The following is a 23,192-nucleotide window of genomic DNA, read 5'->3' as shown; positions in this document are numbered from 1 at the left end:
GCGGCCGGAAACGGGCATGTGGGGCGCGCGGGCCGTCAACTCGGGTGGGGATCCTGGTGATTTCGTTCTGTCCGAGCGGTGGACGCACTCGCATTTCTCTGCAACTCTCTGACCGCAAAACGCAAAAGACTCTGTTCAGCAATGCAGAAATGCCTGTCATGCAGGTACGCAGCCAGAGCCGCGCCCTCGTCGCCCCCGCGCCGAGGCCGAAGATCGGGGATCCATGAGATCGCTACGCCGGAGATGGCGGGTCCTCTCCGCCGCCATAGCCACCAGTCTGTTGATGATCGGCTGGCCGTCGATGACCGCGATGGCGGCCGACGGTCCCAACATCGCCGCGGGGCGGACCGCGGCCGCGAGCACGACGTCGGGCGACGGGACCGCCCGGAACGTGACGGACGGGGATCAGTCCACGTACTGGGAGGGTGACGGCAAGAAGTTCCCCCAGTGGGTGCAGTCGGACCTGGGGTCGAGCAAGCGCGTCGACCAGGTGGTGCTGAAGCTCCCCGCAGGGTGGGAGTCCCGTAAGCAGACGCTCTCCCTCCAGGGGAGCGCGGACGGCACCAGCTTCGCGACGCTGAAGTCCTCCGCCACGTACACCTTCAGCAAGGGCGCGGGCAACAAGGTCACCGTGTCCTTCCCGGCCACCAAGGCCCGCTTCGTACGGGCGAACATCACGGGCAACACGGCGGGGAAGAAGGCCCAGCTCTCCGAGCTGGAGGTGCACGCGGCCGCCGCGGCGTCGGTGAACCTCGCCCTCGGCAGGACGCTCACGGCGAGCAGCTTCACCGAGGTCTACGGCCCCGGCAACGCCAATGACGGCAACAAGGCCAGCTACTGGGAGAGCAGGAACAACGCCTTCCCGCAGTGGATCCAGGCCGACCTCGGCTCCTCGGTCCGCGTCAACCAGGTGGTGCTGCGGCTGCCGGACGGCTGGGGAGCCAGAAACCAGACGCTGAAGATCCAGGGGAGCGAGAACAACTCCGCCTTCACGGATCTGACCGCGTCCAAGGCGTACACCTTCAACGCCGCGGGCGGACAGGCGGTGACGATCCCCTTCGACGCCGTCACCACGCGCTATGTCCGGGTGCTGATCACGGCCAACACCGGCCAACCCGGCGGTCAGCTCTCCGAGCTGGAGATCTACGGCCCCGAGACCGGTGACACGCAGGCGCCCAGCGCGCCCGGCGGGCTCGCCTTCACCGAGCCGGCCACCGGCCAGATCAAGCTGACCTGGAACGCGTCCACCGACAACACGGGCGTGACCGGCTACGACATCTACGCCAACAACGAGCTGCGCACCAGCGTCGCCGGCGATGTCACCACGTTCACCGACACCCAGCCCGCCGGTACGACCGTCTCGTACTACGTACGGGCCAAGGACGCGGCCGGAAACGTCTCGGGCAACAGCAACACCGTCACCCGCCAGGGCGACAGCGGTGACACCCAGGCGCCCACCAGCCCCGCCAACCTCGCCTTCACCGAGCCGTCCTCCGGTCAGATCAGGCTGACCTGGGGCGCCTCGACGGACAACAGGGGCGTGACGGGGTACGAGGTCTACGCCAACAACGTGCTGCGCCAGACCGTGGCCGGCGACGTCACCACGTACACGGACACCCAGCCCGCCGGTACGACCGTCTCGTACTACGTACGGGCCAAGGACGCGGCGGGCAACCGCTCCGGCAACAGCAACACGGTCACCAGGAACGGCAGCAGCGGCTCGGCGTCGAACCTCGCCGTCGGCAAGCCGATCTCCGCGTCCTCGGTGATCCACACGTTCGTCGCGGAGAACGCCAACGACAACAGCGTCACCACCTACTGGGAGGGCGCGGGCGGCAGCTACCCCAACACCCTCACCGTGAAACTGGGCGCCAACGCCGACACCCAGAGCGTCGTCGTCAAGCTCAACCCCGACAGCAGCTGGGGACCGCGGACCCAGAACATCCAGGTCCTGGGGCGTGAGCAGAGCGCCTCGGGCCTCACCAGTCTGGTGGCCGCCAAGGACTACGCGTTCAGCCCGGCGAACGGCAACGCGGTGACCATCCCGGTCAGCGCGCGCGTCGCGGACGTCCAGCTGAGGTTCACCTCCAACACCGGCTCGGGCGCGGGACAGGTGGCGGAGTTCCAGGTGCTCGGCGACCCGGCGCCCAACCCCGACCTCCAGGTCACGGCGGTCAGCGCGGCCCCCGCCGCGCCGGTCGAGTCGGACCCGATCACCCTGTCGGCGACCGTGCGCAACGCCGGAGCGGTCGCCGCGCCGGCCAGCACGGTCGAGTTCCAGCTCGGCGGCAGCAAGGCCGCCACCGCTTCGGTGGGCGCCCTGGCGGCCGGGGCCTCCGCCACCGTCACGGCGGACATCGGCCCGCGTGACGCCGGTTCGTACCAGCTTGGCGCGGTCGCGGACCCGGCCAACACGGTCATCGAGCAGAACGAGACCAACAACTCCTACACCAGCCCCAGCGCGCTGGTGGTGAGGCCGGTCTCCAGCTCGGACCTGGTCGCAGCGACCGTCTCCACCTCACCGTCCTCGCCCTCGGCCGGGGACACCGTCACCTTCTCGGTGGCGATCAGGAACCAGGGCACGGTGGCCTCCGCGGCCGGCGCCCATGGCATCACGCTCTCCCTGCTCGACTCCAAGGGCGCCACGGTCAAGACCCTGACCGGCGCGCACAACGGCGCCATCGCCGCCGGGGCGACCACTCCGCCGGTGGGCCTGGGCACCTGGGCCGCGGCCAACGGCTCGTACAGCGTGAAGGTGGTCCTCGCCGACGACGCCAACGAACTGCCGGTGAAGCGCGCGAACAACACCAGCACACAGCCGCTGTTCGTCGGGCGCGGCGCCAACATGCCGTACGACATGTACGAGGCCGAGGACGGCACGGCGGGCGGCGGCGCACAGGTCGTCGGCCCGAACAGGACCGTCGGCGACATCGCGGGCGAGGCATCGGGCCGTAAGGCCGTCACGCTCAACAACACCGGCAACTACGTCGAGTTCACCACCAGGGCCAGCACGAACACGCTGGTCACGCGGTTCTCGATCCCGGACTCCGCGGGCGGCGGTGGTATCGACTCCACCCTGAACGTCTATGTCGACGGCACCTTCCTCAAGGCGATCGACCTCACCTCCAAGTACGCGTGGCTGTACGGGGCGGAGGCCGGCCCCGGCAACTCGCCCGGCTCCGGTGCGCCCCGGCACATCTACGACGAGGCGAACATCATGCTGGGCAAGACCGTCCCGGCGGGCAGCAAGATCAAGCTCCAGAAGGACGCGGCCAACACCACCACCTACGCGATCGACTTCATCAACCTGGAGCAGGCCGCGCAGATCGCCAACCCGGACCCGGCCACGTACACGGTCCCGGCCGGATTCACCCACCAGGACGTGCAGAACGCCCTGGACCGGGTCCGGATGGACACCACGGGGAAGCTGGTCGGTGTCTATCTGCCGCCCGGCGACTACCAGACGGCCAGCAAGTTCCAGGTGTACGGGAAGCCGGTCAAGGTCGTCGGTGCCGGGCCCTGGTACACCAGGTTCCGCGCCCCGGCGACGCAGGACAACACCGATGTCGGCTTCCGCGCGGAGGCGGCGGCGAAGGGCTCGTCCTTCTCCGGCTTCGCGTACTTCGGCAACTACACCTCGCGTATCGACGGTCCCGGCAAGGTGTTCGACTTCTCGAATGTCACCGACATCGTGATCGACAACATCTGGAACGAGCACATGGTCTGCCTCTACTGGGGCGCCAACACGGACAACATCACGATCAAGAACTCCCGGATCCGCAACATGTTCGCCGACGGCATCAACATGACCAACGGCAGCACGGACAACCACGTCGTCAACAACGACGCGCGGGCCACGGGCGACGACAGCTTCGCGCTGTTCTCGGCGATCGACGCCGGGGGCGCGGACATGAAGAACAACGTCTACGAGAACCTGACCTCGACCCTCACCTGGCGGGCCGCGGGTGTGGCCGTGTACGGCGGCTACAACAACACCTTCCGCAACATCCACATCGCGGACACGCTCGTGTACTCGGGCATCACGGTCAGCTCGCTGGACTTCGGTTATCCGATGAACGGCTTCGGGACCGATCCGACGACGATCGAGAACGTGTCGATCGTCCGGGCCGGCGGCCACTTCTGGGGTGCGCAGACCTTCCCCGGGATCTGGCTGTTCTCGGCGTCCAAGGTGTTCCAGGGGATCCGGATCAACAACGTCGACATCGTCGATCCGACCTACAGCGGCATCATGTTCCAGACCAACTACGTGGGCGGTCAGCCGCAGTTCCCGATCAAGGACACCATCCTCAGCGACATCTCGATCTCCGGGGCGCGCAAGAGCGGTGACGCGTTCGACGCCAAGTCCGGCTTCGGGCTGTGGGCCAACGAACTGCCGGAGGCGGGTCAGGGGCCGGCCGTCGGTGAGGTCACCTTCAACGGTCTGACGCTCAACAACAACGCCGTCGACGTGAAGAACACCACGCCCAACTTCAAGATCCACATCAACCCGTAGGAGGGGGCAGGGGCCCCTGGCGGGCCGTAGTGTGGTGCCGGCCGGTCGCTTCCGGCCGGCACCTCGCTTACCGGCGCCTTTACGCTCGAATTACGCTCTCAAGCAAGTAGCTTGCATGCCTTGCGATAGTCTTGCGTGTATGACGCGACGACTTGCTCAGGTGGCGAAGAAGGTTGGGGTCAGCGAGGCCACGGTCAGCCGGGTGCTCAATGGCAAGCCGGGGGTCTCCCAGGCCACGCGCCAGTCGGTGCTGACCGCGCTCGACGTCCTGGGTTACGAGCGGCCGACACAGCTGCGGGGCGAGCGCGCCCGGCTCGTCGGTCTGGTGCTGCCGGAGTTGCAGAACCCCATCTTCCCCGCGTTCGCCGAAGTGATCGGCGGGGCACTGGCCCAGCAGGGCCTGACGCCGGTGCTGTGCACCCAGACCAAGGGCGGCGTCTCCGAGGCGGACTATGTGGAGCTGCTGCTTCAGCAGCAGGTCTCCGGGGTGGTCTTCGCCGGCGGGCTGTTCGCGCAGGCGGACGCCCCGCACGACCACTACCGGCTGCTCGCCGAGCGCAAGATCCCGGTCGTCCTGATCAACGCGCCGATCGAGAACCTCGACTTCCCCTGTATCTCCTGCGACGACGCCGTGGCCGTCGAGCAGGCCTGGCGCCACCTCGCCTCGCTCGGCCACGAGCGCATCGGTCTCGTCCTCGGCCCGTCCGACCATGTGCCCTCCCGGCGCAAGCTGGCCGCGGCGCTGGCGGCGGCGAAGGCCGCCCGGACGAAGCTCCCCGACGAGCACGTCGAGCGGACCATGTTCTCGCTGGAGGGCGGGCACGCGGCGGCGACACGGCTACTGGACCGCGGTGTCACGGGCATCATCTGCGCGAGCGACCCGCTGGCGCTCGGTGCCGTACGGGCCGCCCGCCGGCGCGGTCTCGACGTACCGCGTGAGGTGTCCGTCGTCGGCTTCGACGACTCCGCTTTCATGAATTGCACCGAGCCGCCGCTGACCACCGTCCGGCAGCCCATCGAGGCCATGGGGCGGGCGGCCGTCGAGATGCTGAGCGCCCAGATCCAGGGCGGCGCGGTGCCCTCCGGTGAGCTGCTGTTCGAGCCGGAGCTGGTGGTACGCGGTTCCACGGCGCAGGTCCCGCGCGGCTGACAAGGCGGGCACGCCACGATCCGGGCCCCGCACGCGAACAGCGTGCGGGGCCCGCCGCGTTGCGGGGTCGTTCCGCATATAGATGACCGGACATGCGCACCAACTGTCAAGTATTTGCGAAATCGGGGCGACATATTGCGGACATCCGTAGTTGGTGGTTGAGTGAGCGCCGCCACACAGCGAGCAGCTGTGGGTTTCCCACGCTCCTGCCCAAGAGGGGTCCCACCGATGAGACGTTCCGGGTTCCGCCGTACCTGCACCGCCGCCATAGCCTCCGCGCTCGCCCTCACTGGTCTGGCCGCGTGCGGCTCGGGCAGCGAGGACACCGCCGGGGGCAAGACGAGCATCACCGTGAACTGCATGCCGCCGAAGAGCGCCAAGATCGACCGGCAGAACTTCGAGGACGACATGAAGACGTTCGAGAAGGCGAACCCGGACATCGACGTCGTCGGCCGTGACGCCTTCCCCTGCCAGGACCCGAAGACCTTCGACGCGAAGCTCGCCGGCGGTCAGATGGAGGACGTCTTCTACACCTACTTCACGGACGCCAAGCACGTCGTCGACATCAACCAGGCGGCGGACATCACGTCGTACGTGAAGGACATGAAGGGCTACAGCGACATCCAGCAGTCGCTGCGCGACGTCTACACCGTCGACGGCAAGGTCTACGGCGTTCCGCGGACGAACTACTCGATGGGCCTCCTCTACAACAAGAAGCTCTTCCAGCAGGCCGGACTCGACCCCGCCAAGCCGCCGGCCACCTGGGAAGAGGTCCGCGCCGCCGCCAAGAAGATCGCGGGACTCGGCAAGGGCTACGTGGGATACGCCGACTACAGCGCGCAGAACCAGGGCGGCTGGCACTTCACCGCCGAGATCTACTCGCAGGGCGGCGACGTCGTCACCGCGGACGGCAAGAAGGGGAGCGTCGACACCCCCGAGGGCAAGGCCGTCCTGCAGACCCTCAAGGACATGCGCTGGACCGACAACTCGATGGGGACCAAGCAGCTCCTGATCCTCAACGACGTCCAGCAGATGATGGGCTCGGGCAAGCTCGGCATGTACATCTCCGCGCCCGACAACGTGCCGATCCTGGTCAAGGAGAAGGGCGGCAAGTACGAGGACCTCGCGCTCGCCCCCATGCCGGGCGGCAAGGGCACGCTCATCGGCGGCGACGGCTACATGTTCAGCAAGAAGGCCTCCCCCGAGCAGATCAGGGCCGGCCTGAAGTGGCTGGAGTTCCAGACGAACGCCCCGGGCACCGGGCTCAACAACTGGAAGCGCGCCGCCGATCTGAAGGCCCCGGTCGGTCTCCCCGAGCCCCGGCTGTGGACCGGCGCCACGGACGCCAAGGACCAGGAGCTGAAGAAGCAGTACGCCAACGTCCCGGTCGAGAACTACCAGGCGTTCCTGGACGGCAGCCAGCAGCTCAGCGCGAAGCTGGAGCCGCCGAAGGCCCAGCAGATCTACTCGGTCCTCGACGGAGCCGTCTCCTCGGTCCTCACCAAGAAGGACGCCGACATCGACGGTCTCCTGAAGGACGCGCAGTCCAAGATCGACGGAATCCTGGCGCGAGGCTGACGCGTCGATGAAGACTGCCCAGGCCCCCCACCGGTCCGCCGCCGCGCCGCCCGCCACCCCGGGGCCGCGCCCGGCGGGCCGCGCCGCCGCGGGCCCCCTCCGCCGCAGGCTGTCCCATCAGGCGCGCGCCTACGGGTTCCTGATCGGCGGCCTCATCTGCTTCGCGCTGTTCTCCTGGTACCCGGCGATCCGCGCGGTGATCATCGCCTTCCAGAAGTACACCCCCGGATCGGCTCCGGAGTGGGTCGGAACCGCCAACTTCACCCATGTCTTCGCGGACCCCGAGTTCGGGGCGGCCTGGCGCAACACGCTCACCTTCACCCTGATCGCCCTGCTGATCGGCTTCGCGGTCCCGTTCGTGATGGCGCTCGTCCTCAACGAACTGCGCCATGCCAAGGCGTTCTTCCGTGTGGTCGTCTATCTCCCGGTGATGATCCCGCCGGTGGTCAGCGCCCTGCTGTGGAAGTGGTTCTACGATCCGGGCGCCGGTCTCGCCAACGAGGCGCTGCGCTTCCTCCATCTGCCCACCTCGAACTGGACCAACGGCGCCGACACCGCGCTCCTCTCGCTCGTCATCGTCGCGACCTGGGCGAACATGGGCGGCACGGTCCTGATCTACCTCGCCGCGCTCCAGGGCATCCCGGGCGAGCTGTACGAGGCCGCGGAGCTGGACGGCGCGAGCATCTGGCAGCGCGTGCGCCATGTGACCGTTCCGCAGACCCGCTTCATCATCCTGATGCTGATGCTGCTCCAGATCATCGCCACGATGCAGGTGTTCACGGAACCCTTCGTGATCACCGGCGGCGGACCGGAGAACTCCACGGTCACGATCCTCTATCTGATCTACAAGTACGCGTTCCTCTACAACGACTTCGGCGGGGCCTGCGCCCTGAGTGTGATGCTGCTGATCGTGCTCAGCCTCTTCTCCGCCCTCTATCTGCGGCTCACCCGCACCGACGACTGAGAGAGGAGCGCGGCGCATGATCCGACGTACCTCGGCCGTACGTACCCCCGCTGTACGCACCCCGGCCGTACGCACCCTCGTCTCCCCGCTCGCGCTCGCGAGCACCCGGGGCAGGACGCTCTACTGGATCGTCTTCGGCGGTGTCGTCCTCGCGTTCGTCCTGGCCTTCCTGTTCCCGGTGTACTGGATGGCCTCCGGGGCCATGAAGTCCCCGGACGAACTGGTGCGGACGCCGCCGACGCTGATCCCCGACACCTGGCACCTCAGCGCGTACACCGACGCCTGGGACCTGATGCAGCTGCCCACCCATCTGTGGAACACGGTGGTCCAGGCCACCGGCGCCTGGATCCTCCAGCTCGTCTTCTGCACGGCGGCGGCCTACGCCCTGTCCAAACTGAAGCCGGCGTTCGGGAAGGTGATCCTGGGCGGCATCCTCGCCACCCTGATGGTTCCGGCCCAGGCGCTGCTCGTACCGAAGTACCTGACCATCGCCGATCTGCCGCTGATCCACACCAGCCTGCTCAACGACCCGCTGGGGATCTGGCTGCCGGCCGTGGCCAACGCGTTCAATCTCTATTTGCTGAAGCGTTTCTTCGACCAGATCCCGCGCGATGTGCTGGAGGCGGCCGAGATCGACGGCGCGGGTAAGCTCCGTACGCTCTGGTCGATCCTGCTGCCCATGTCACGGCCGGTGCTCGGGGTGGTCTCCATCTTCGCGCTGGTCGCCGTCTGGCAGGACTTCCTCTGGCCGCTGATGGTCTTCTCGGACACCGACAAACAACCCATCAGCGTCGCGCTGGTCCAGCTGTCGCAGAACATCCCGCTGTCGGTACTCATCGCCGCCATGGTGATCGCCAGTATCCCGATGGTCCTGATGTTCCTGGTGTTCCAGCGCCACATCATCGCCGGCATCAGCGCCGGCAGTACCAAGGGCTGACCAGGACCCCAGGGCCGAACATCGTGAAAGGAAGTCGCATGAAAGGCAGCCCTCTGGCGCCCGCCGACTCGAACTGGTGGCGCGACGCCGCCATCTACCAGATCTACGTACGCAGCTTCGCCGACGGTGACGGAGACGGCACCGGAGATCTCGCGGGTGTACGGGCGAGGCTGCCGTATCTCGTGCAACTCGGTGTCGACGCCATCTGGTTCACCCCCTGGTATCTCTCGCCCCTCGCCGACGGCGGCTACGACGTGGCGGACTACCGCGCCATCGACCCCGCCTTCGGCACCCTCGCCGAGGCCGAGAAACTCATCGCCGAGGCACGGGAACTGGGTATCCGTACGATCATCGACGTCGTACCCAACCATGTCTCCGACCAGCACGCCTGGTTCAAGGCCGCGCTCGCCGCGGGCTCCGGCAGCCCCGAGCGCGAACTGTTCCACTTCAGACCCGGGCGCGGCGAGAACGGTGAGATCCCGCCGAACGACTGGACCTCCGAGTTCGGCGGCACCCCCTGGACCCGGCTGGACGACGGCGAGTGGTACCTGCATCTCTTCGCCTCCGAGCAGCCCGACCTCAACTGGGCCCATCCCGCGGTGCGCCGGGAACACGAGGACGTCCTGCGCTTCTGGTTCGAGCGCGGCGTCGCCGGCGTACGGATCGACTCGGCCGCGCTGCTCGCCAAGGACCCGGCGCTGCCGGACTTCACCGCGGGCCGCGACCCGCACCCCTACATCGACCTCGACGAACTCCACGACATCTACCGGTCCTGGCGTTCCATCGCCGACGAGTACGACGCCATCTTCGTCGGCGAGGTCTGGCTGCCCGACACCGAGCGCTTCGTACGCTATCTGCGGCCGGACGAACTGCACACGGCGTTCAACTTCAACTTCCTGGCCTGCCCCTGGGACCCGGACCTGCTGCGGACCGCGATCGACGAGACGGTCGCCGAACACGCGCCCGTCGGCGCCCCGGCCACCTGGGTGCTCTGCAACCACGACGTGACCCGCACGGTCACCCGGTACGGACGCGAGTCCAGCGGCTTCGACTTCGCGGCCAAGGCGTTCGGCACCCCGACCGACACGGACCTCGGCACCCGCCGGGCGCGCGCCGCCGCGCTGCTCTCGCTGGCGCTCCCCGGCGCCGTCTATCTCTACCAGGGCGAGGAACTGGGGCTGCCCGAGGTGGAGATCCCGCGCGACCGGATCCAGGACCCGATGCACTTCCGCTCCGGCGGCACGGACCCGGGGCGTGACGGCTGCCGGGTGCCGCTGCCCTGGACGGCGGGCGAGCCGTACGCGGGATTCGGCTCGACGGCCGAACCGTGGCTCCCGCAGCCGGAGTCATGGGCCTCGTACGCCGCGGACCTCCAGGGGGCCGATCCGGCGTCGATGCTCACCCTCTACCGCGAGGCCCTGCGGCTGCGCCGTACGGAACCGGGCTTCGGGGACGGGCCGATGAGCTGGCTGGAGGCCGCTCCTGGGGTGCTGGCCTTCGCCCGTACCGACGGTCTGGTCTGTGCCGTCAACCTCGCGGAGGAACCGGCGGAACTGCCCGCCCACACACGTGTCCTGCTCACCAGCGGCCCGTTGGACGACGGGCGGCTGCCGCGGGACACGGCGGCCTGGCTGCGGAGCTGAGCCGCCGGACCCACTCGTCCGGGCACCCCGCCAGGCCCTGCCGTACGGCCCTCGTCCGCTCAGGACGGGGGCCGTTGTGCCGCCCGACGCGGTCGGCCGGAGCGCCCATATCCTGGAGCGGGCGGTGGATTCCACGATCATCCGCCCGGCGGCCCGGTACGTGGGACCGCCCCCGCCCCGCCGGTGCCGGCACGGCTGAGCGGGACGCACCGGACCCGGCACGGCACGGAGGCGCGCGCGTGAGCAGGAAGCAGATCCCGGTGGTCGTCCTCACCGGCTTTCTGGGATCGGGCAAGACGACCTTGCTCAACCATCTGCTGCGCCGCCGCGCGGGCAACAGGATCGCGGTGGTCGTCAATGACTTCGGCGCCATCGAGATCGACACGATGACGGTCGCCGGGCAGGTCGGCTCGACGGTCTCGCTCGGCAACGGCTGTCTGTGCTGCGCCGTGGACGCGAGCGAACTCGACGGCTACCTGGAGCGGCTGACCCGGCCGTCCGCCCGGATCGACATCGTCGTCATCGAGGCCAGCGGACTGGCGGAACCGCAGGAACTCGTCCGGATGATCCTCACCGGCGACCATCCGCACGCCGTGTACGGGGGGCTGGTCCAGGTCGTCGACGCCGCCGAGTTCGACGCCACCCGCGCGCGCCATCCCGAGATCGACCGGCATATCTCGATCGCCGATCTCGTCGTGCTCAACAAGACCGACCGGGTCCCGGAGGCGGAACACCGGCGCATCCTCGCGACCCTGGACGGACTGGGCCCGGGGACGCCGGTGGTCTCCGCCTCGTACGGCCGGATCGACCCGGAACTGCTCTTCGATCCCGCGGTCCGTCCCGACGAGGAGGAGAAGGTCCGCCAGCTCTCCTTCGAGGACCTGTACGAGGACCTGTACGAGGACCTGTACGAGGACACGCGCGACGCACACGACGACCACTTCGCACACGACGGACACGCCTCCCACGACGGCCACCTTCACGCGGCCTACGAGAGCGTGTCCTTCACCGCCGGGGCCCCGATGAACCCGCGGCGGCTCATGGCCTTCCTCGACTCCCGGCCCCCGGGGCTCTACCGGATCAAGGGATTCGTCGACTTCGGCGCGGCCGACCCGGCCAACCGCTATGCCCTGCACGCGGTCGGCCGGTCGCTGCGCTTCCACCCGGCGCCCTGGGGCGGCGGTGCGGAACGCCTCACCCAACTGGTGCTGATCGGCTCGGGGATCGACCGGGAGGCCCTGCTCAAGGAGCTGGAGGCCTGCGAGGAGCGGGAACCACGGGCAACGCCGGCGCGGGACGCCGTCGTCGACGAGAGCGGTATGTGGGGCGTCCTGCGCTACGTACCCGACCTGACCGAGCCCGAGGACGGGGCCGACCCCGGGTCCGATCCCGAGCACGGAGGCGACTCCGGGTCCGAGCCCGAAGGCCCGGACCCGGAGTCGCCGTACATGCCGTGAGCTGACCGGCCGCCGTCAGTGCGCGGGGCCCGCCAGTGTCTCGACCGCCTTCGCGAACGGCGTGCCCGAACCGTCCCTGCGCGGGTCGGGCTCCGGCAGCTCCACCGGAGCACCGGTCTTCGTCGCCGCCCGCGCCGGACTCGCGCCCGCCCAGGCCAGGACCAGCATGTCCTCGCCCTTCAGGAACCGGTGACAGCGCACACCGCCCGTCGCCCGGCCCTTGCGCGGGTACTGGTCGAACGGGGTGAGCTTGGCCGTACGCACCGAATCGTCCAGCGTGCCGTGCGACCCGGTGATCGTGAAGACCACGCCGTCCGCCGCCGGATCCACCGCGGTGAACGAGATCACCGAGGCGCCCTCGGTGAGCTTGACTCCCGCCATACCGCCCGCGGGCCGGCCCTGCGGCCGTACCTGCGAGGCCGGATAGCGCAGCAACTGGGCGTCGGAGGTGATGAAGACCAGATCCTCCTCGCCCGTCCGCAGCTCCGCGCCGCCGACGATCCGGTCGCCCTCCCTGAGGCTGATGACCTCCAGCTCGTCCTTGTTGGACGGATAGTCGGGCACCACCCGCTTGACGACGCCCTGGAGCGTGCCCAGCGCGAGCCCCGGGGACGACTCGTCCAGCGTGGTCAGACAGACCAGCTTCTCGTCACCCTCCAGCGCGAGGAACTCCGAGACCGGCGCCCCGCCCGACAGATTCGGCGCCGAGGCCGTGTCCGGCAGCTGGGGCAGGTCGATCACCGCGATCCGCAGCAGCCGGCCGGCGGAGGTCACCGCGCCGACGTCACCGCGCGCCGTCGCCGGCACGGCCGAGACGATCACATCGTGCTTGACGCGCTTGCCGTCGCCGCCCTCCAGCGGCTCGCCGTTGGCCGTACGGGCCAGCAGACCGGTGGACGAGAGCAGCACCCGGCACGGGTCGTCCGCGACCTCCAGCGGCACCGACGCGACGGACGAACTCGCCGACTCCAGCAGCACCGTGCGCCGCGGGGTCCCGAACTTCTTGGACACCGCGGCCAGTTCGGACGAGACCAGCTTGCGCAGCTCGGTGTCCGACTCCAGGATGCCGGTCAGCTCGTCGATCTCGCCGTTGAGCCGGTCGCGCTCGCTCTCCAGCTCGATCCGGTCGAACCGGGTGAGCCGGCGCAGCGGCGTGTCCAGGATGTACTGCGTCTGGATGTCGCTGAGCGAGAAGCGCTCGATCAGCCGCTCCTTGGCCTGCGCGGAGTTGTCGCTCGACCGGATGAGCCGGATGACCTCATCGATGTCGATGAGCGCGACGAGCAGTCCCTCGACCAGGTGAAGCCGGTCACGCCGCTTCGTCCGCCGGAACTCGCTGCGCCGCCGCACCACCGTGAAGCGGTGGTCGAGGTAGACCTCCAGCAGTTCCTTCAGACCCAGCGTCAGCGGCTGGCCGTCGACCAGCGCCACATTGTTGATCCCGAAGGTCTCCTCCATCGGCGTCAGCTTGTAGAGCTGTTCGAGCACCGCCTCGGGCACGAAGCCGTTCTTGATCTCGATGACCAGCCGCAGTCCGTGCGCGCGGTCCGTGAGGTCCTTGACGTCCGCGATGCCCTGGAGCTTCTTGGCGGAGACCAGATCCTTGATCTTCGCGATCACCTTCTCCGGACCGACCGTGAACGGCAGTTCCGTGATGACCAGGCCCTTGCGGCGCGCGGAGACGTCCTCCACCGTCGCGGTGGACCGGATCTTGAACGTCCCCCGGCCCTTCTCGTAGGCGTCCTTGATGCCGGTCAGCCCGACGATCCGGCCACCGGTGGGCAGATCGGGACCCGGCACGAAACGCATCAGCGTGTCCAGGTCGGCGCCGGGGTGCTTGATCAGATGGCGCGCCGCCGCCACGACCTCCCCGAGATTGTGCGGCGGCATGTTCGTCGCCATCCCGACCGCGATCCCGGAGGCGCCATTGACCAGCAGGTTCGGATACGCGGCCGGAAGCGTGACCGGTTCCCGCTCCTGGCCGTCGTAATTTGACTCGAAATCGACGGTGTCCTCGTCGATCGACTCCGTCATCAGTGACGTGGCGTCGGCCATCCGGCACTCGGTGTAACGCATGGCGGCCGGCGGGTCGTCGTTGCCGAGCGAACCGAAGTTGCCATGGCCGTCCACCAGCGGCAGCCGCATCGAGAACGGCTGCGCCATGCGGACCATGGCGTCGTAGATCGACGCGTCTCCGTGTGGGTGGAGCTTGCCCATCACCTCACCGACGACACGCGCGCACTTCACATAGCCGCGGTCGGGGCGCAGGCCCATCTCGTTCATCTGGTACACGATGCGGCGGTGCACCGGCTTCATACCGTCGCGGGCGTCCGGCAGGGCCCGGGAGTAGATCACCGAGTAGGCGTACTCGAGGAAGGAGCCCTGCATTTCATCGACCACGTCGATGTCGAGGATCTTCTCCTCGAAGTCCTCCGGCGGCGGGGTCTTCGTGCTGCGGCGGGCCATCGCTGCTGCGGCTCCTTCACAGGTTCTGAACGGCAACTTCTCTGACTGACGCGGACCATTGTGGACCGCGCCACTGACAACCCCGACCTCGACCCGTCGTTGAGCACGCGCCGGGGGTGTGCGGCACCGGGAACTTCGCCAGGTGCGAGCACGCTTGCATACAGTGGCAGGACTTCTCCATATCGCGATCGAAGGGACGTACATGCCCATGGGTCACACGGCCACAGCGCAGGCCGGTTCCGGCGGCCTGACAGCGACCGAGCACCGCCTGGCCAACGGCCTGCGCGTGGTGCTCTCCGAGGACCACCTGACCCCGGTCGCCGCGGTGTGCCTCTGGTACGACGTCGGCTCACGGCACGAGGTCAAGGGCCGTACGGGACTCGCCCACCTCTTCGAGCACCTGATGTTCCAGGGCTCGGCGCAGGTGAAGGGGAACGGCCACTTCGAGCTGGTGCAGGGGGCCGGCGGCTCCCTGAACGGCACCACCAGCTTCGAGCGCACCAACTATTTCGAGACGATGCCCACCCACCAGCTGGAGCTGGCGCTCTGGCTGGAAGCCGACCGGATGGGCTCGCTGCTCGCCGCGCTCGACGACGAGTCCATGGAGAACCAGCGGGACGTCGTCAAGAACGAGCGCCGCCAGCGGTACGACAACGTGCCCTACGGTACGGCCTTCGAGCGGCTGACCGCGCTCGCGTACCCCGAGGGCCATCCGTACCACCACACCCCGATCGGCTCGATGGCCGACCTGGACGCGGCGACCCTGGAGGACGCCCGCGCGTTCTTCCGTACGAACTACGCGCCGAACAACGCGGTGCTCTCGGTCGTCGGCGACATCGACCCCGAGCAGACGCTCGGCTGGATCGAGAAGTACTTCGGCTCGATCCCCTCCCACGACGGCAAGCAGCCGCCGCGCGACGGTTCGCTCCCCGACACCATCGGTGAGCAGTTGCGCGAGGAGATCCACGAGGAGGTCCCGGCCCGCGCCCTGATGGCCGCGTACCGGCTGCCGCACGACGGCACCCGCGAGTGCGACGCCGCGGACCTGGCGCTGACCGTCCTCGGCGGCGGCGAGTCCTCCCGGCTCCATAACCGGCTGGTGCGCCGCGACCAGACCGCGGTCGCCGCGGGCTTCGGACTGCTGCGCCTGGCGGGCGCGCCCTCCCTCGGCTGGCTGGACGTGAAGACGTCCGGCGGGGTCGAGGTCCCGGAGATCGAGACAGCGGTCGACGACGAGCTGGCACGCTTCGCCGCGGAGGGCCCGACCGCCGAGGAGATGGAGCGGGCCCAGGCCCAGCTGGAGCGCGAGTGGCTGGACCGGCTCGGTACGGTCGCCGGCCGCGCCGACGAACTGTGCAGGTACGCCGTGCTCTTCGGCGACCCGCAGCTGGCGCTGACCGCCGTGACCCGCGTCCTGGACGTCACCGCGGAAGAGGTACGGGCCGTCGCCGCGGCGCGGCTGCGCCCCGACAACCGCGCGGTGCTGGTCTACGAACCGGTCACCGCCGACGGCGACGACGCCTCCGCCGATGAAGACGAGACCGACGAGCACGAGGGGGCGGACCAGTGACCGACGCTGCCGTGACCATGGACTTCCACCCGCGTCCGACAGCCGGCGAGGCCAGGCCCTGGGCCTTCCCCGCCCCCGGGCGCGGCGCTCTCGACAACGGACTGACGGTGCTGCGCTGCGACCGTCCCGGCCAGCAGGTGGTGGCGGTCGAGATCAATCTCGACGCCCCGCTGGACGCCGAGCCCGAGGGGCTCGACGGCATCGCCACCATCATGGCGCGGGCCTTCTCCGAGGGCACCGACAAGCGCAGCGCCGAGGAGTTCGCCGCCGAGCTGGAGCGCTGCGGCGCCACGCTCGACGCGCACGCCGACCACCCGGGCGTCCGGATCTCCCTGGAGGTCCCCGTCTCCAGGCTGCCCAAGGCGCTCGGTCTGCTCGCCGAGGCGCTGCGGGCCCCCGCCTTCGCGGACAGCGAGGTCGAGCGGCTCGTACGCAACCGTCTCGACGAGATCCCGCACGAGACCGCCAACCCGGGCCGCCGCGCCGCCAAGCAGCTGTCCAAGGAGCTGTTCCCGGCCTCCTCGCGCATGTCACGGCCGCGCCAGGGCACCGAGGAGACGGTGGAGCGCATCGACGCCGCGGGCGTGCGCGCCTTCTACGAGGCGCATGTGCGCCCCGCCACGGCCACCGCTGTGATCGTCGGTGATCTCACCGGCGTCGATCTCGACAAGATCCTCGCCGACACCCTCGGCACCTGGACCGGCGACACCGTCGCCCCCCGTCCCATGCCGCCCGTGACCGCCGACGACACGGGCCGTGTGGTGATCGTGGACCGCCCCGGCGCCGTCCAGACCCAGCTGCTGATCGGCCGCATCGGCGCCGACCGGCACGACCGGGTCTGGCCCGCCCAGGTCCTCGGCACGTACTGCCTGGGCGGCACGCTCACCTCCCGGCTCGACCGGGTGCTGCGCGAGGAGAAGGGCTACACCTACGGCGTACGGGCCTTCGGCCAGGTGCTGCGCTCCTCGGCGCCCGACGCGCCGGGCGGTGCGGCCGGCGCGGCGATGCTCGCCATCAGCGGCTCCGTGGACACCGCGTCCACCGGCCCGGCGCTGGACGACCTCTGGAAGGTGCTGCGCACCCTCGCGGCCGAGGGGCTGACCGACGCCGAGCGCGATGTGGCCGTCCAGAACCTGGTGGGGGTGGCCCCGCTGAAGTACGAGACGGCGGCCTCCGTCGCGAGCACGCTGGCCGACCAGGTCGAGCAGTACCTGCCGGACGACTTCCAGGCGCAGCTGTACGCGCGGCTGGCCGAGACCGGCACCGTCGAGGCGACGGCCGCGGCCGTCAACGCCTTCCCGGTGGACCGGCTCGTCACCGTGCTCGTCGGTGACGCCGCGCAGATCAAGGAGCCGGTCACGGCTCTCGGGATCGGCGAAGTGACGGTCGTCACGGGCTGATCCGGCCTCTTCGTGGAACCCCGGTGGCTTCGGCCGCCGGGGTTTCCCTTTATGTCCCTCTTTGAGGGGGAGGGTGGTTGTCTGCCCTGTGGTGTGCGCTACAAAGGGGCCTGTCTGTTTGGTGATTGAAAGACCACCCGCTTAACGTCGGTCCGGCTGTCCGCCAGTTGCGCCGCGTCCGCGGCACCGGACAGTCATCGCCGAGTCCCCGTCAGGCGCGAGCCTGGGGAGCCGGGGACCCACGAAGTCCCTGGGGTGAATCGGGTGTCGCCGCCGTGAGTGGCAGGCACGCCCGTAGGAGACCTTCCTGCTCCGAACCCGTCAGCTAACCCGGTAGGCGAGAAGGAAGGAAAGGACCAGCCACCCCATGGCGTTCACCCGTGCCACCGGGAAGCATCGTGCCCGCAGCCGTATGAGCCGCAGGAGCGCGGGCGTCGCGGGTGCCGCGACCCTCGCCGCCACCGGCGTCATCAGCACCCTCGCCGCTTCCCCGGCGCTCGCCGCCGACACCGGCGTGGCCGCCGCCCGGCCGACCGGTCTTGCCCAGGCCCTGGTCATCAACGACTCCCTCGCCGGCACCATCGACGCCCAGGCCGACGCGCAGCGCCGGGCCGCCGCCGAGGTCAGGGCGAGGGCCGCGGCGAAGGCGGAGGCGGCGCGCAAGGCGGAGGCCCGCGCCCAGGAGCTCCGCGCGGAGAAGGAGCGCGCGGCGCGGGCCGCCGAGCGCGAACGCCTCAACGCCTTCCAGCTCCCCATCGCCGGCTCGTACGTCACCACCGGTTACCGGGCGGGCGGCTCGCTCTGGTCCTCCGGCAGCCACTCGGGCGTCGACTTCCGCGCCGCCTCCGGCACGTCCGTCGTGGCCGTGGGCGCGGGCACCGTGGTCGAGGCGGGCTGGGGCGGCTCGTACGGCAACAACATCGTGCTGCGGATGAGCGACGGCACGTACACCCAGTACGGCCATCTCTCCTCGATCGGCGTCGCCGTCGGCCAGAGCGTCACCCCGGGGCAGCGGATCGGCGTCTCGGGCGCGACCGGCAACGTCACCGGGCCGCACCTCCACTTCGAGGCCAGGACGGGCCCCGACTACGGCTCGGACATCGACCCCGTCGCGTATCTGCGCGCGCACGGCGTGAACGTCTGACCACTCCGCCCCCCCGAAGGCCCCGGCGCAGCGCCGGGGCCTTCGGCGTCGCGTCCGCGCCCGCCGCGGTCCGCTGGCCAAAAGATATCCATGGATTCCGGGCACCCATCGGAAATTCGCGATGATTGCAATAGAGTCACGGAACAGGCGTCGATCGGCAGCGTTTCGCGCGGATTAAGGCGGAGGTTCGGACATGCGCATTCCCGCGCACTCGGTATGCACGGCTATTCGCGACGACATCATCTCCGGCGTATTCGAACGCGGCAGCCGGCTCACGGAGGAGCACCTGGCACGGCGCTACGGCGTCTCCCGCGTCCCGGTGCGCGAAGCCCTGCGCACGCTGGAGTCGGAGGGCTTCGTGACCACCCGCCGCCATGTCGGCGCCTGTGTGGCCGAGCCCACGGAGCAGGAGGCGGCCGACCTGCTCGACGTGCGGCTGCTGCTGGAGCCGCTGGGCGCCGCGCGCGCCGCCCAGCGCCGTACGGAAGCCCATCTCAAGGTCCTGCGCGGCCTGGTCAGACTGGGGCAGGAGCGGGCCCGCAGAGGCCAGGGCGAGGATCTGCGCTCACTGGGCGCCTGGTTCCACGAGACGCTCACGCAGGCGTCGGGAAGCCCGGCGCTCACCGCCCCGCTCACCCAGCTCCGGCACAAGATCGCCTGGATGTACGTGGTCGACCAGCCCGCCAGCCCCCTGGAGTCCTGGGCGGAGCACGGCGCGATCGTGGACGCCGTGGCGCGTGGCGACGCGGAGCGGGCGCGGACGCTGACGGCGCTGCACGCGGAGCGTACGGCGGCGGCGCACCGGCTGAAGCGACCGGAGCGCGGCCGGGAAAAGGTGAGGGTTTCGCAACATGCCGTAAACATCGCGAGCGTCCGCAATTAACAATCACGCCGTATACAAAGAAGAGAAATAGCCCGGCTGTCCTTTTTGCTGCCCGCATGGAAAACGGAGCCGGGGTCCACTGAATTCAGTGGACCCCGGCTCCGTCGTGGAAATACGCTCAGACCGTCTCGGGAAGCTCGTCGAGCCCTTCCGCGACCAGCTTCGCCAGCCGGTCGAGAGCGGCGTCGGCGCCCTCCGCCTCGGAAGCGAGGACGACCTCCTCGCCGCCCTGCGCGCCCAGGCCGAGCACCGCGAGCATCGACGCGGCGTTGACGGGGTTGCCGTCGGCCTTCGCGATCGTCACCGGGACGCCGGCGGCCGTGGCGGCGCGGACGAAGATGGAGGCGGGACGGGCGTGCAGGCCCTCGGCCCAGCCGACATTGACGCGGCGCTCAGCCATGGTGTTGCCCTTCAAGTCTCAAAAACGATGTCTAGACCAGCGTCTCATGTGCCACGAATTGCTCCGGTGCCGCCCCGGGACGGACCACGCCCCCGGCACCGGACGGACCTCGCCCCCGGTGCCGTACCTGCCCCGGACCCCGGGCCGTGGCGGCGCCCGCGCCGTAGGCTTTGCCCATGGAGACGCCGCCGGACCATGCGTACCCCGATCACTGGGAAGCGGACGTGGTGCTGCGCGACGGAGGCACCGCGCGGATCAGGCCCATCACCACCGCCGACGCGGAGCGGCTGGTCAGCTTCTACGAACAGGTCTCCGACGAGTCGAAGTACTACCGGTTCTTCGCCCCCTACCCGCGTCTCTCCGACCGGGACGTGCACCGCTTCACCCACCACGACTACGTGGACCGGGTGGGCCTCGCCGTGACGGTGGGCGGCGAGTTCATCGCGACCGTACGGTACGACCGCATCGACGAGCGCGGGCTCCCGGCGGCCGCGCCCGCCGACGAGGCCGAGGTCGCCTTCCTCGTCCAGGACGCGCACCAGGGACGCGGTGTCGCCTCGGCCCTGCTCGAACACATCGCGGCGGTCGCCCGCGAACGGGGCATCCGGCGCTTCGCCGCCGAGGTCCTGCCTGCCAACAACAAGATGATCAAGGTGTTCCGGGACGCCGGCTACACGCAGAAGCGCAGCTTCGAGGACGGCTCCGTACGTCTCACCCTGGACCTCGAACCCACCGCGGAATCCCTCGCCGTGCAGCGTGGCCGCGAACAGCGCGCCGAGGCGCGCTCGGTGCAGCGCCTGCTCACGCCCGGCTCGGTCGCCGTCGTCGGCACCGGACGCGCGCCCGGCGGCGTCGGCCGCACGGTCCTGCGCAATCTGCTCGAAGCGGGCTTCACCGGACGCGTGTACGCGGTGAACCACGCCTTCGCCGAGGACCTGGCCGAGCTGGACGGCGTCCCCGCCTTCCGGTCCGTCGCGGCGATCGGCGACCCGGTCGACCTCGCGGTACTCGCCGTACCGGCGGAGCGGGTGCCGGAAGCGGTCGCGGACTGCGGCCGGCACGGTGTCCGCGGTCTGGTGGTCCTCTCCGCCGGTTACGCGGAGAGCGGCGCCGAGGGCCGGGAACGCCAGCGCGAACTGGTGCGGCAGGCCCGCTCGTACGGGATGCGCATCATCGGACCCAACGCGTTCGGGATCATCAACACGGCCGAGGCCGTCAGGCTGAACGCCTCGCTCGCGCCCGAGCCGCCCGACCGGGGCCGTATCGGGCTGTTCACCCAGTCGGGAGCCATCGGCATCGCCCTGCTCTCCGGGCTCTACCGGCGCGGCGCGGGCCTGTCGTCCTTCATCTCCGCGGGCAACCGCGCGGACGTCTCCGGCAACGACATCCTCCAGTACTGGTACGAGGACCCGGACACCGATGTCGCCCTCCTCTACCTCGAATCGATCGGCAACCCGCGCAAGTTCACCCGGCTCGCCCGTCGTACGGCGGCGCTGAAGCCGGTCGTGGTCGTCAAGGGAGCGCGGCACAGCGGCAGCGCGCCGCCCGGCCACGCGGTGCCGGTCACCCGTATCCCGGACGCGACGGTCTCGGCGCTGCTGCGGCAGGCCGGGGTGATCCGGGTCGACACGGTCACCGAACTGGTCGACGCGGGCCTCCTGCTCGCCTCCCAGCCCCTGCCGGCCGGCCCGCGCGTGGCGATCCTCGGCAACTCCGAATCCCTCGGCCTGCTCACCTACGACGCCTGTCTGACGGAGGGCCTGCGCCCCTTGCCGCCCCGCGACCTCACCACCGCCGCGACCCCGGAGGACTTCCGCGCCGCCCTCGCCCCGGCCCTGTCCGACCCGGCCGTCGACGCGGTGGTGGTGACCGCGATCCCGCACGTGGGGGAGACCGGTACGACGGACCCCGCCAACGGCGGCGCGCTGGGCACCGTACTGCGCGAGACCGTGACGAGCGCCCCGGGGAAGCCGGTCGCGGTGGTCCATGTGGAGATCGAGGGCCTGGCGGAGGCACTGGCGGCGGTGGAGGGCAGCGCGCGAGGCCCGGCCGGGTCCGCCCCCATCTCCACCGACGCGCCCCCGCCCGCGCCTGCGCGCCCCGCCGCCGCACCGCCCGCCCCCGCCTCACCGCCGACTCCTTCAGCCCCCGGTGTGCCGCCCGCGTCTGCCGTACCGCCCGCCCCCGCCGCCTCCGGCCGCATCCCCGCCTATCCCGCCGCGGAACGCGCCGTCCGCGCGCTCGCCGAAGCCGTCCGGTACGCGCAGTGGCGACGGCAGAGCGCCGAGCCGGGCAAGGTGCCCGAGTACCTCGACGACGCCATCGACGAGAGCGCGGCCGCCGCGCTCATCGCGCGGCTGCTCGGAGACGCGCCCGACCCCCACGGCGTGCCGCTCGGCGGGGCCGACACCCGGGAACTGCTCGGGCTGTACGGCATCCCCGTACGGCCCACCCTCCCCGCGCCAGGTCCCGACGACGCCGTGGCCGCCGCGCACCGGCTCGGCTACCCCGTCGCGCTCAAGACGACCGCGCCCCATCTGCGCCACCGCTCCGACCTCGGGGGCGTACGGCTCGACCTCGCCGACGAGGCACAACTGCGCCTCGCCCACCGCGAACTGACCGAGTCCCTCGGCGGCCCCGCCGAGCTGCGGCCCGTCGTCCAGGCCATGGCCCCGCGCGGCGTGGACACCGTCGTTCGGGCCGCCATCGACGCCGCCGCCGGAGCCGTGCTCTCCTTCGGGCTCGCCGGCGCGCCCTCCGAACTCCTCGGCGATCTCGCCCACCGGCTCGTACCGGCCACCGACCGCGACGTCGCCGAGCAGATCCGGTCCATCCGCTCGGCGCCCCTCCTGTTCGGCTGGCGCGGCTCCACCCCGGTCGACACCCTCGCGCTGGAGGAACTGCTCCTGCGGGTCTCCCGGCTGGTCGACGACCACCCCGAGATCGTCTCCGTCACCCTGGAGCCCGTGGTCGTCGCCACGCGTGGACTGACCGTCCTCGGCGCGAACGTCCGGCTCGCACCGGCGCCCGCCCGCGACGACCTCGGCCCGCGCAGCCTCCCCAGCTACTGACCGGCGCCGGGCCGCC

General features: G+C 70.1%; 14 protein-coding genes and 1 riboswitch. Of the genes, 12 read left to right on the top strand and 2 right to left on the bottom strand.

Annotated features, from left to right (window positions below; all coding sequences use genetic code 11):
* Positions 1 to 223 precede the first annotated feature (223 nt).
* From ACZ7LS_RS27980 to ACZ7LS_RS27950, 7 genes are all read left to right on the top strand, one after another.
* Entirely contained in the window at positions 224 to 4,513 is a 4,290-nt protein-coding gene (locus ACZ7LS_RS27980; protein WP_382523498.1) for a galactose-binding domain-containing protein, read from the top strand.
* Positions 4,514 to 4,652: 139 nt separating this feature from the next.
* Complete coding sequence (locus ACZ7LS_RS27975) at positions 4,653 to 5,663, top strand: LacI family DNA-binding transcriptional regulator (RefSeq protein ID WP_382523501.1); 1,011 nt, start codon at positions 4,653 to 4,655, stop codon at positions 5,661 to 5,663.
* A 228-nt stretch (positions 5,664 to 5,891) separates the two neighbouring features.
* Entirely contained in the window at positions 5,892 to 7,241 is a 1,350-nt protein-coding gene (locus tag ACZ7LS_RS27970) for an ABC transporter substrate-binding protein (protein WP_382671974.1), read from the top strand.
* A 7-nt stretch (positions 7,242 to 7,248) separates the two neighbouring features.
* Positions 7,249 to 8,205, top strand: a complete 957-nt coding sequence (locus tag ACZ7LS_RS27965) for a carbohydrate ABC transporter permease (protein ID WP_382523507.1) — start codon at positions 7,249 to 7,251, stop codon at positions 8,203 to 8,205.
* A 16-nt stretch (positions 8,206 to 8,221) separates the two neighbouring features.
* Positions 8,222 to 9,142: a carbohydrate ABC transporter permease gene (locus tag ACZ7LS_RS27960; protein WP_382523510.1), complete on the top strand. Its 921-nt coding sequence runs from the start codon at positions 8,222 to 8,224 to the stop codon at positions 9,140 to 9,142.
* 38 nt (positions 9,143 to 9,180) lie between these two features.
* Positions 9,181 to 10,785, top strand: a complete 1,605-nt coding sequence (locus ACZ7LS_RS27955; RefSeq protein WP_382523513.1) for a glycoside hydrolase family 13 protein — start codon at positions 9,181 to 9,183, stop codon at positions 10,783 to 10,785.
* A gap of 239 nt (positions 10,786 to 11,024) precedes the next feature.
* Complete coding sequence (locus ACZ7LS_RS27950; protein ID WP_385341629.1) at positions 11,025 to 12,242, top strand: CobW family GTP-binding protein; 1,218 nt, start codon at positions 11,025 to 11,027, stop codon at positions 12,240 to 12,242.
* 15 nt (positions 12,243 to 12,257) lie between these two features.
* On the opposite strand, the gene ACZ7LS_RS27945 is transcribed toward ACZ7LS_RS27950, so the two are convergent.
* A complete protein-coding gene (locus tag ACZ7LS_RS27945; protein WP_382523518.1) occupies positions 12,258 to 14,708 on the bottom strand; it encodes a DNA gyrase/topoisomerase IV subunit A in 2,451 nt (816 codons plus the stop codon).
* A 202-nt stretch (positions 14,709 to 14,910) separates the two neighbouring features.
* Between ACZ7LS_RS27945 and ACZ7LS_RS27940 the strand changes: the two genes are divergently transcribed.
* The 4 genes from ACZ7LS_RS27940 to ACZ7LS_RS27925 all read left to right on the top strand — a co-directional run bounded on the left by ACZ7LS_RS27940 (position 14,911) and on the right by ACZ7LS_RS27925 (position 19,705).
* Positions 14,911 to 16,278 carry a M16 family metallopeptidase gene (locus tag ACZ7LS_RS27940; protein ID WP_382523709.1) on the top strand — a complete coding sequence of 456 codons (1,368 nt, stop codon included), beginning with the start codon at positions 14,911 to 14,913 and terminating at the stop codon, positions 16,276 to 16,278.
* Positions 16,279 to 16,295: 17 nt separating this feature from the next.
* Positions 16,296 to 17,678, top strand: coding sequence for a M16 family metallopeptidase (locus ACZ7LS_RS27935; protein ID WP_385135816.1), 1,383 nt, complete (start codon positions 16,296 to 16,298; stop codon positions 17,676 to 17,678).
* A 188-nt stretch (positions 17,679 to 17,866) separates the two neighbouring features.
* Positions 17,867 to 18,032: riboswitch (cyclic di-AMP (ydaO/yuaA leader) on the top strand.
* Between the two features lie 13 nt (positions 18,033 to 18,045).
* Positions 18,046 to 18,822, top strand: coding sequence for a M23 family metallopeptidase (locus ACZ7LS_RS27930; protein WP_382523520.1), 777 nt, complete (start codon positions 18,046 to 18,048; stop codon positions 18,820 to 18,822).
* 193 nt (positions 18,823 to 19,015) lie between these two features.
* Positions 19,016 to 19,705 (top strand): GntR family transcriptional regulator, encoded by a 690-nt coding sequence (locus ACZ7LS_RS27925; protein ID WP_382523523.1) that lies wholly within the window; start codon positions 19,016 to 19,018, stop codon positions 19,703 to 19,705.
* 118 nt (positions 19,706 to 19,823) lie between these two features.
* Here ACZ7LS_RS27925 and ACZ7LS_RS27920 read toward each other — a convergent pair whose 3' ends face one another.
* Positions 19,824 to 20,105, bottom strand: coding sequence for an HPr family phosphocarrier protein (locus ACZ7LS_RS27920; protein WP_030350167.1), 282 nt, complete (start codon positions 20,103 to 20,105; stop codon positions 19,824 to 19,826).
* 176 nt (positions 20,106 to 20,281) lie between these two features.
* Here ACZ7LS_RS27920 and ACZ7LS_RS27915 point away from each other — a divergent pair, with 176 nt between their 5' ends.
* Entirely contained in the window at positions 20,282 to 23,176 is a 2,895-nt protein-coding gene (locus ACZ7LS_RS27915) for a bifunctional acetate--CoA ligase family protein/GNAT family N-acetyltransferase (protein ID WP_385135807.1), read from the top strand.
* The last annotated feature ends 16 nt before the right edge of the window (positions 23,177 to 23,192 follow it).

The sequence above is a fragment of the Streptomyces sp. NPDC039430 genome, from assembly GCF_055639435.1.
Note: the sequence above shows the minus strand (reverse complement) of the source record. Positions and strands in the feature narration are given on the sequence as shown.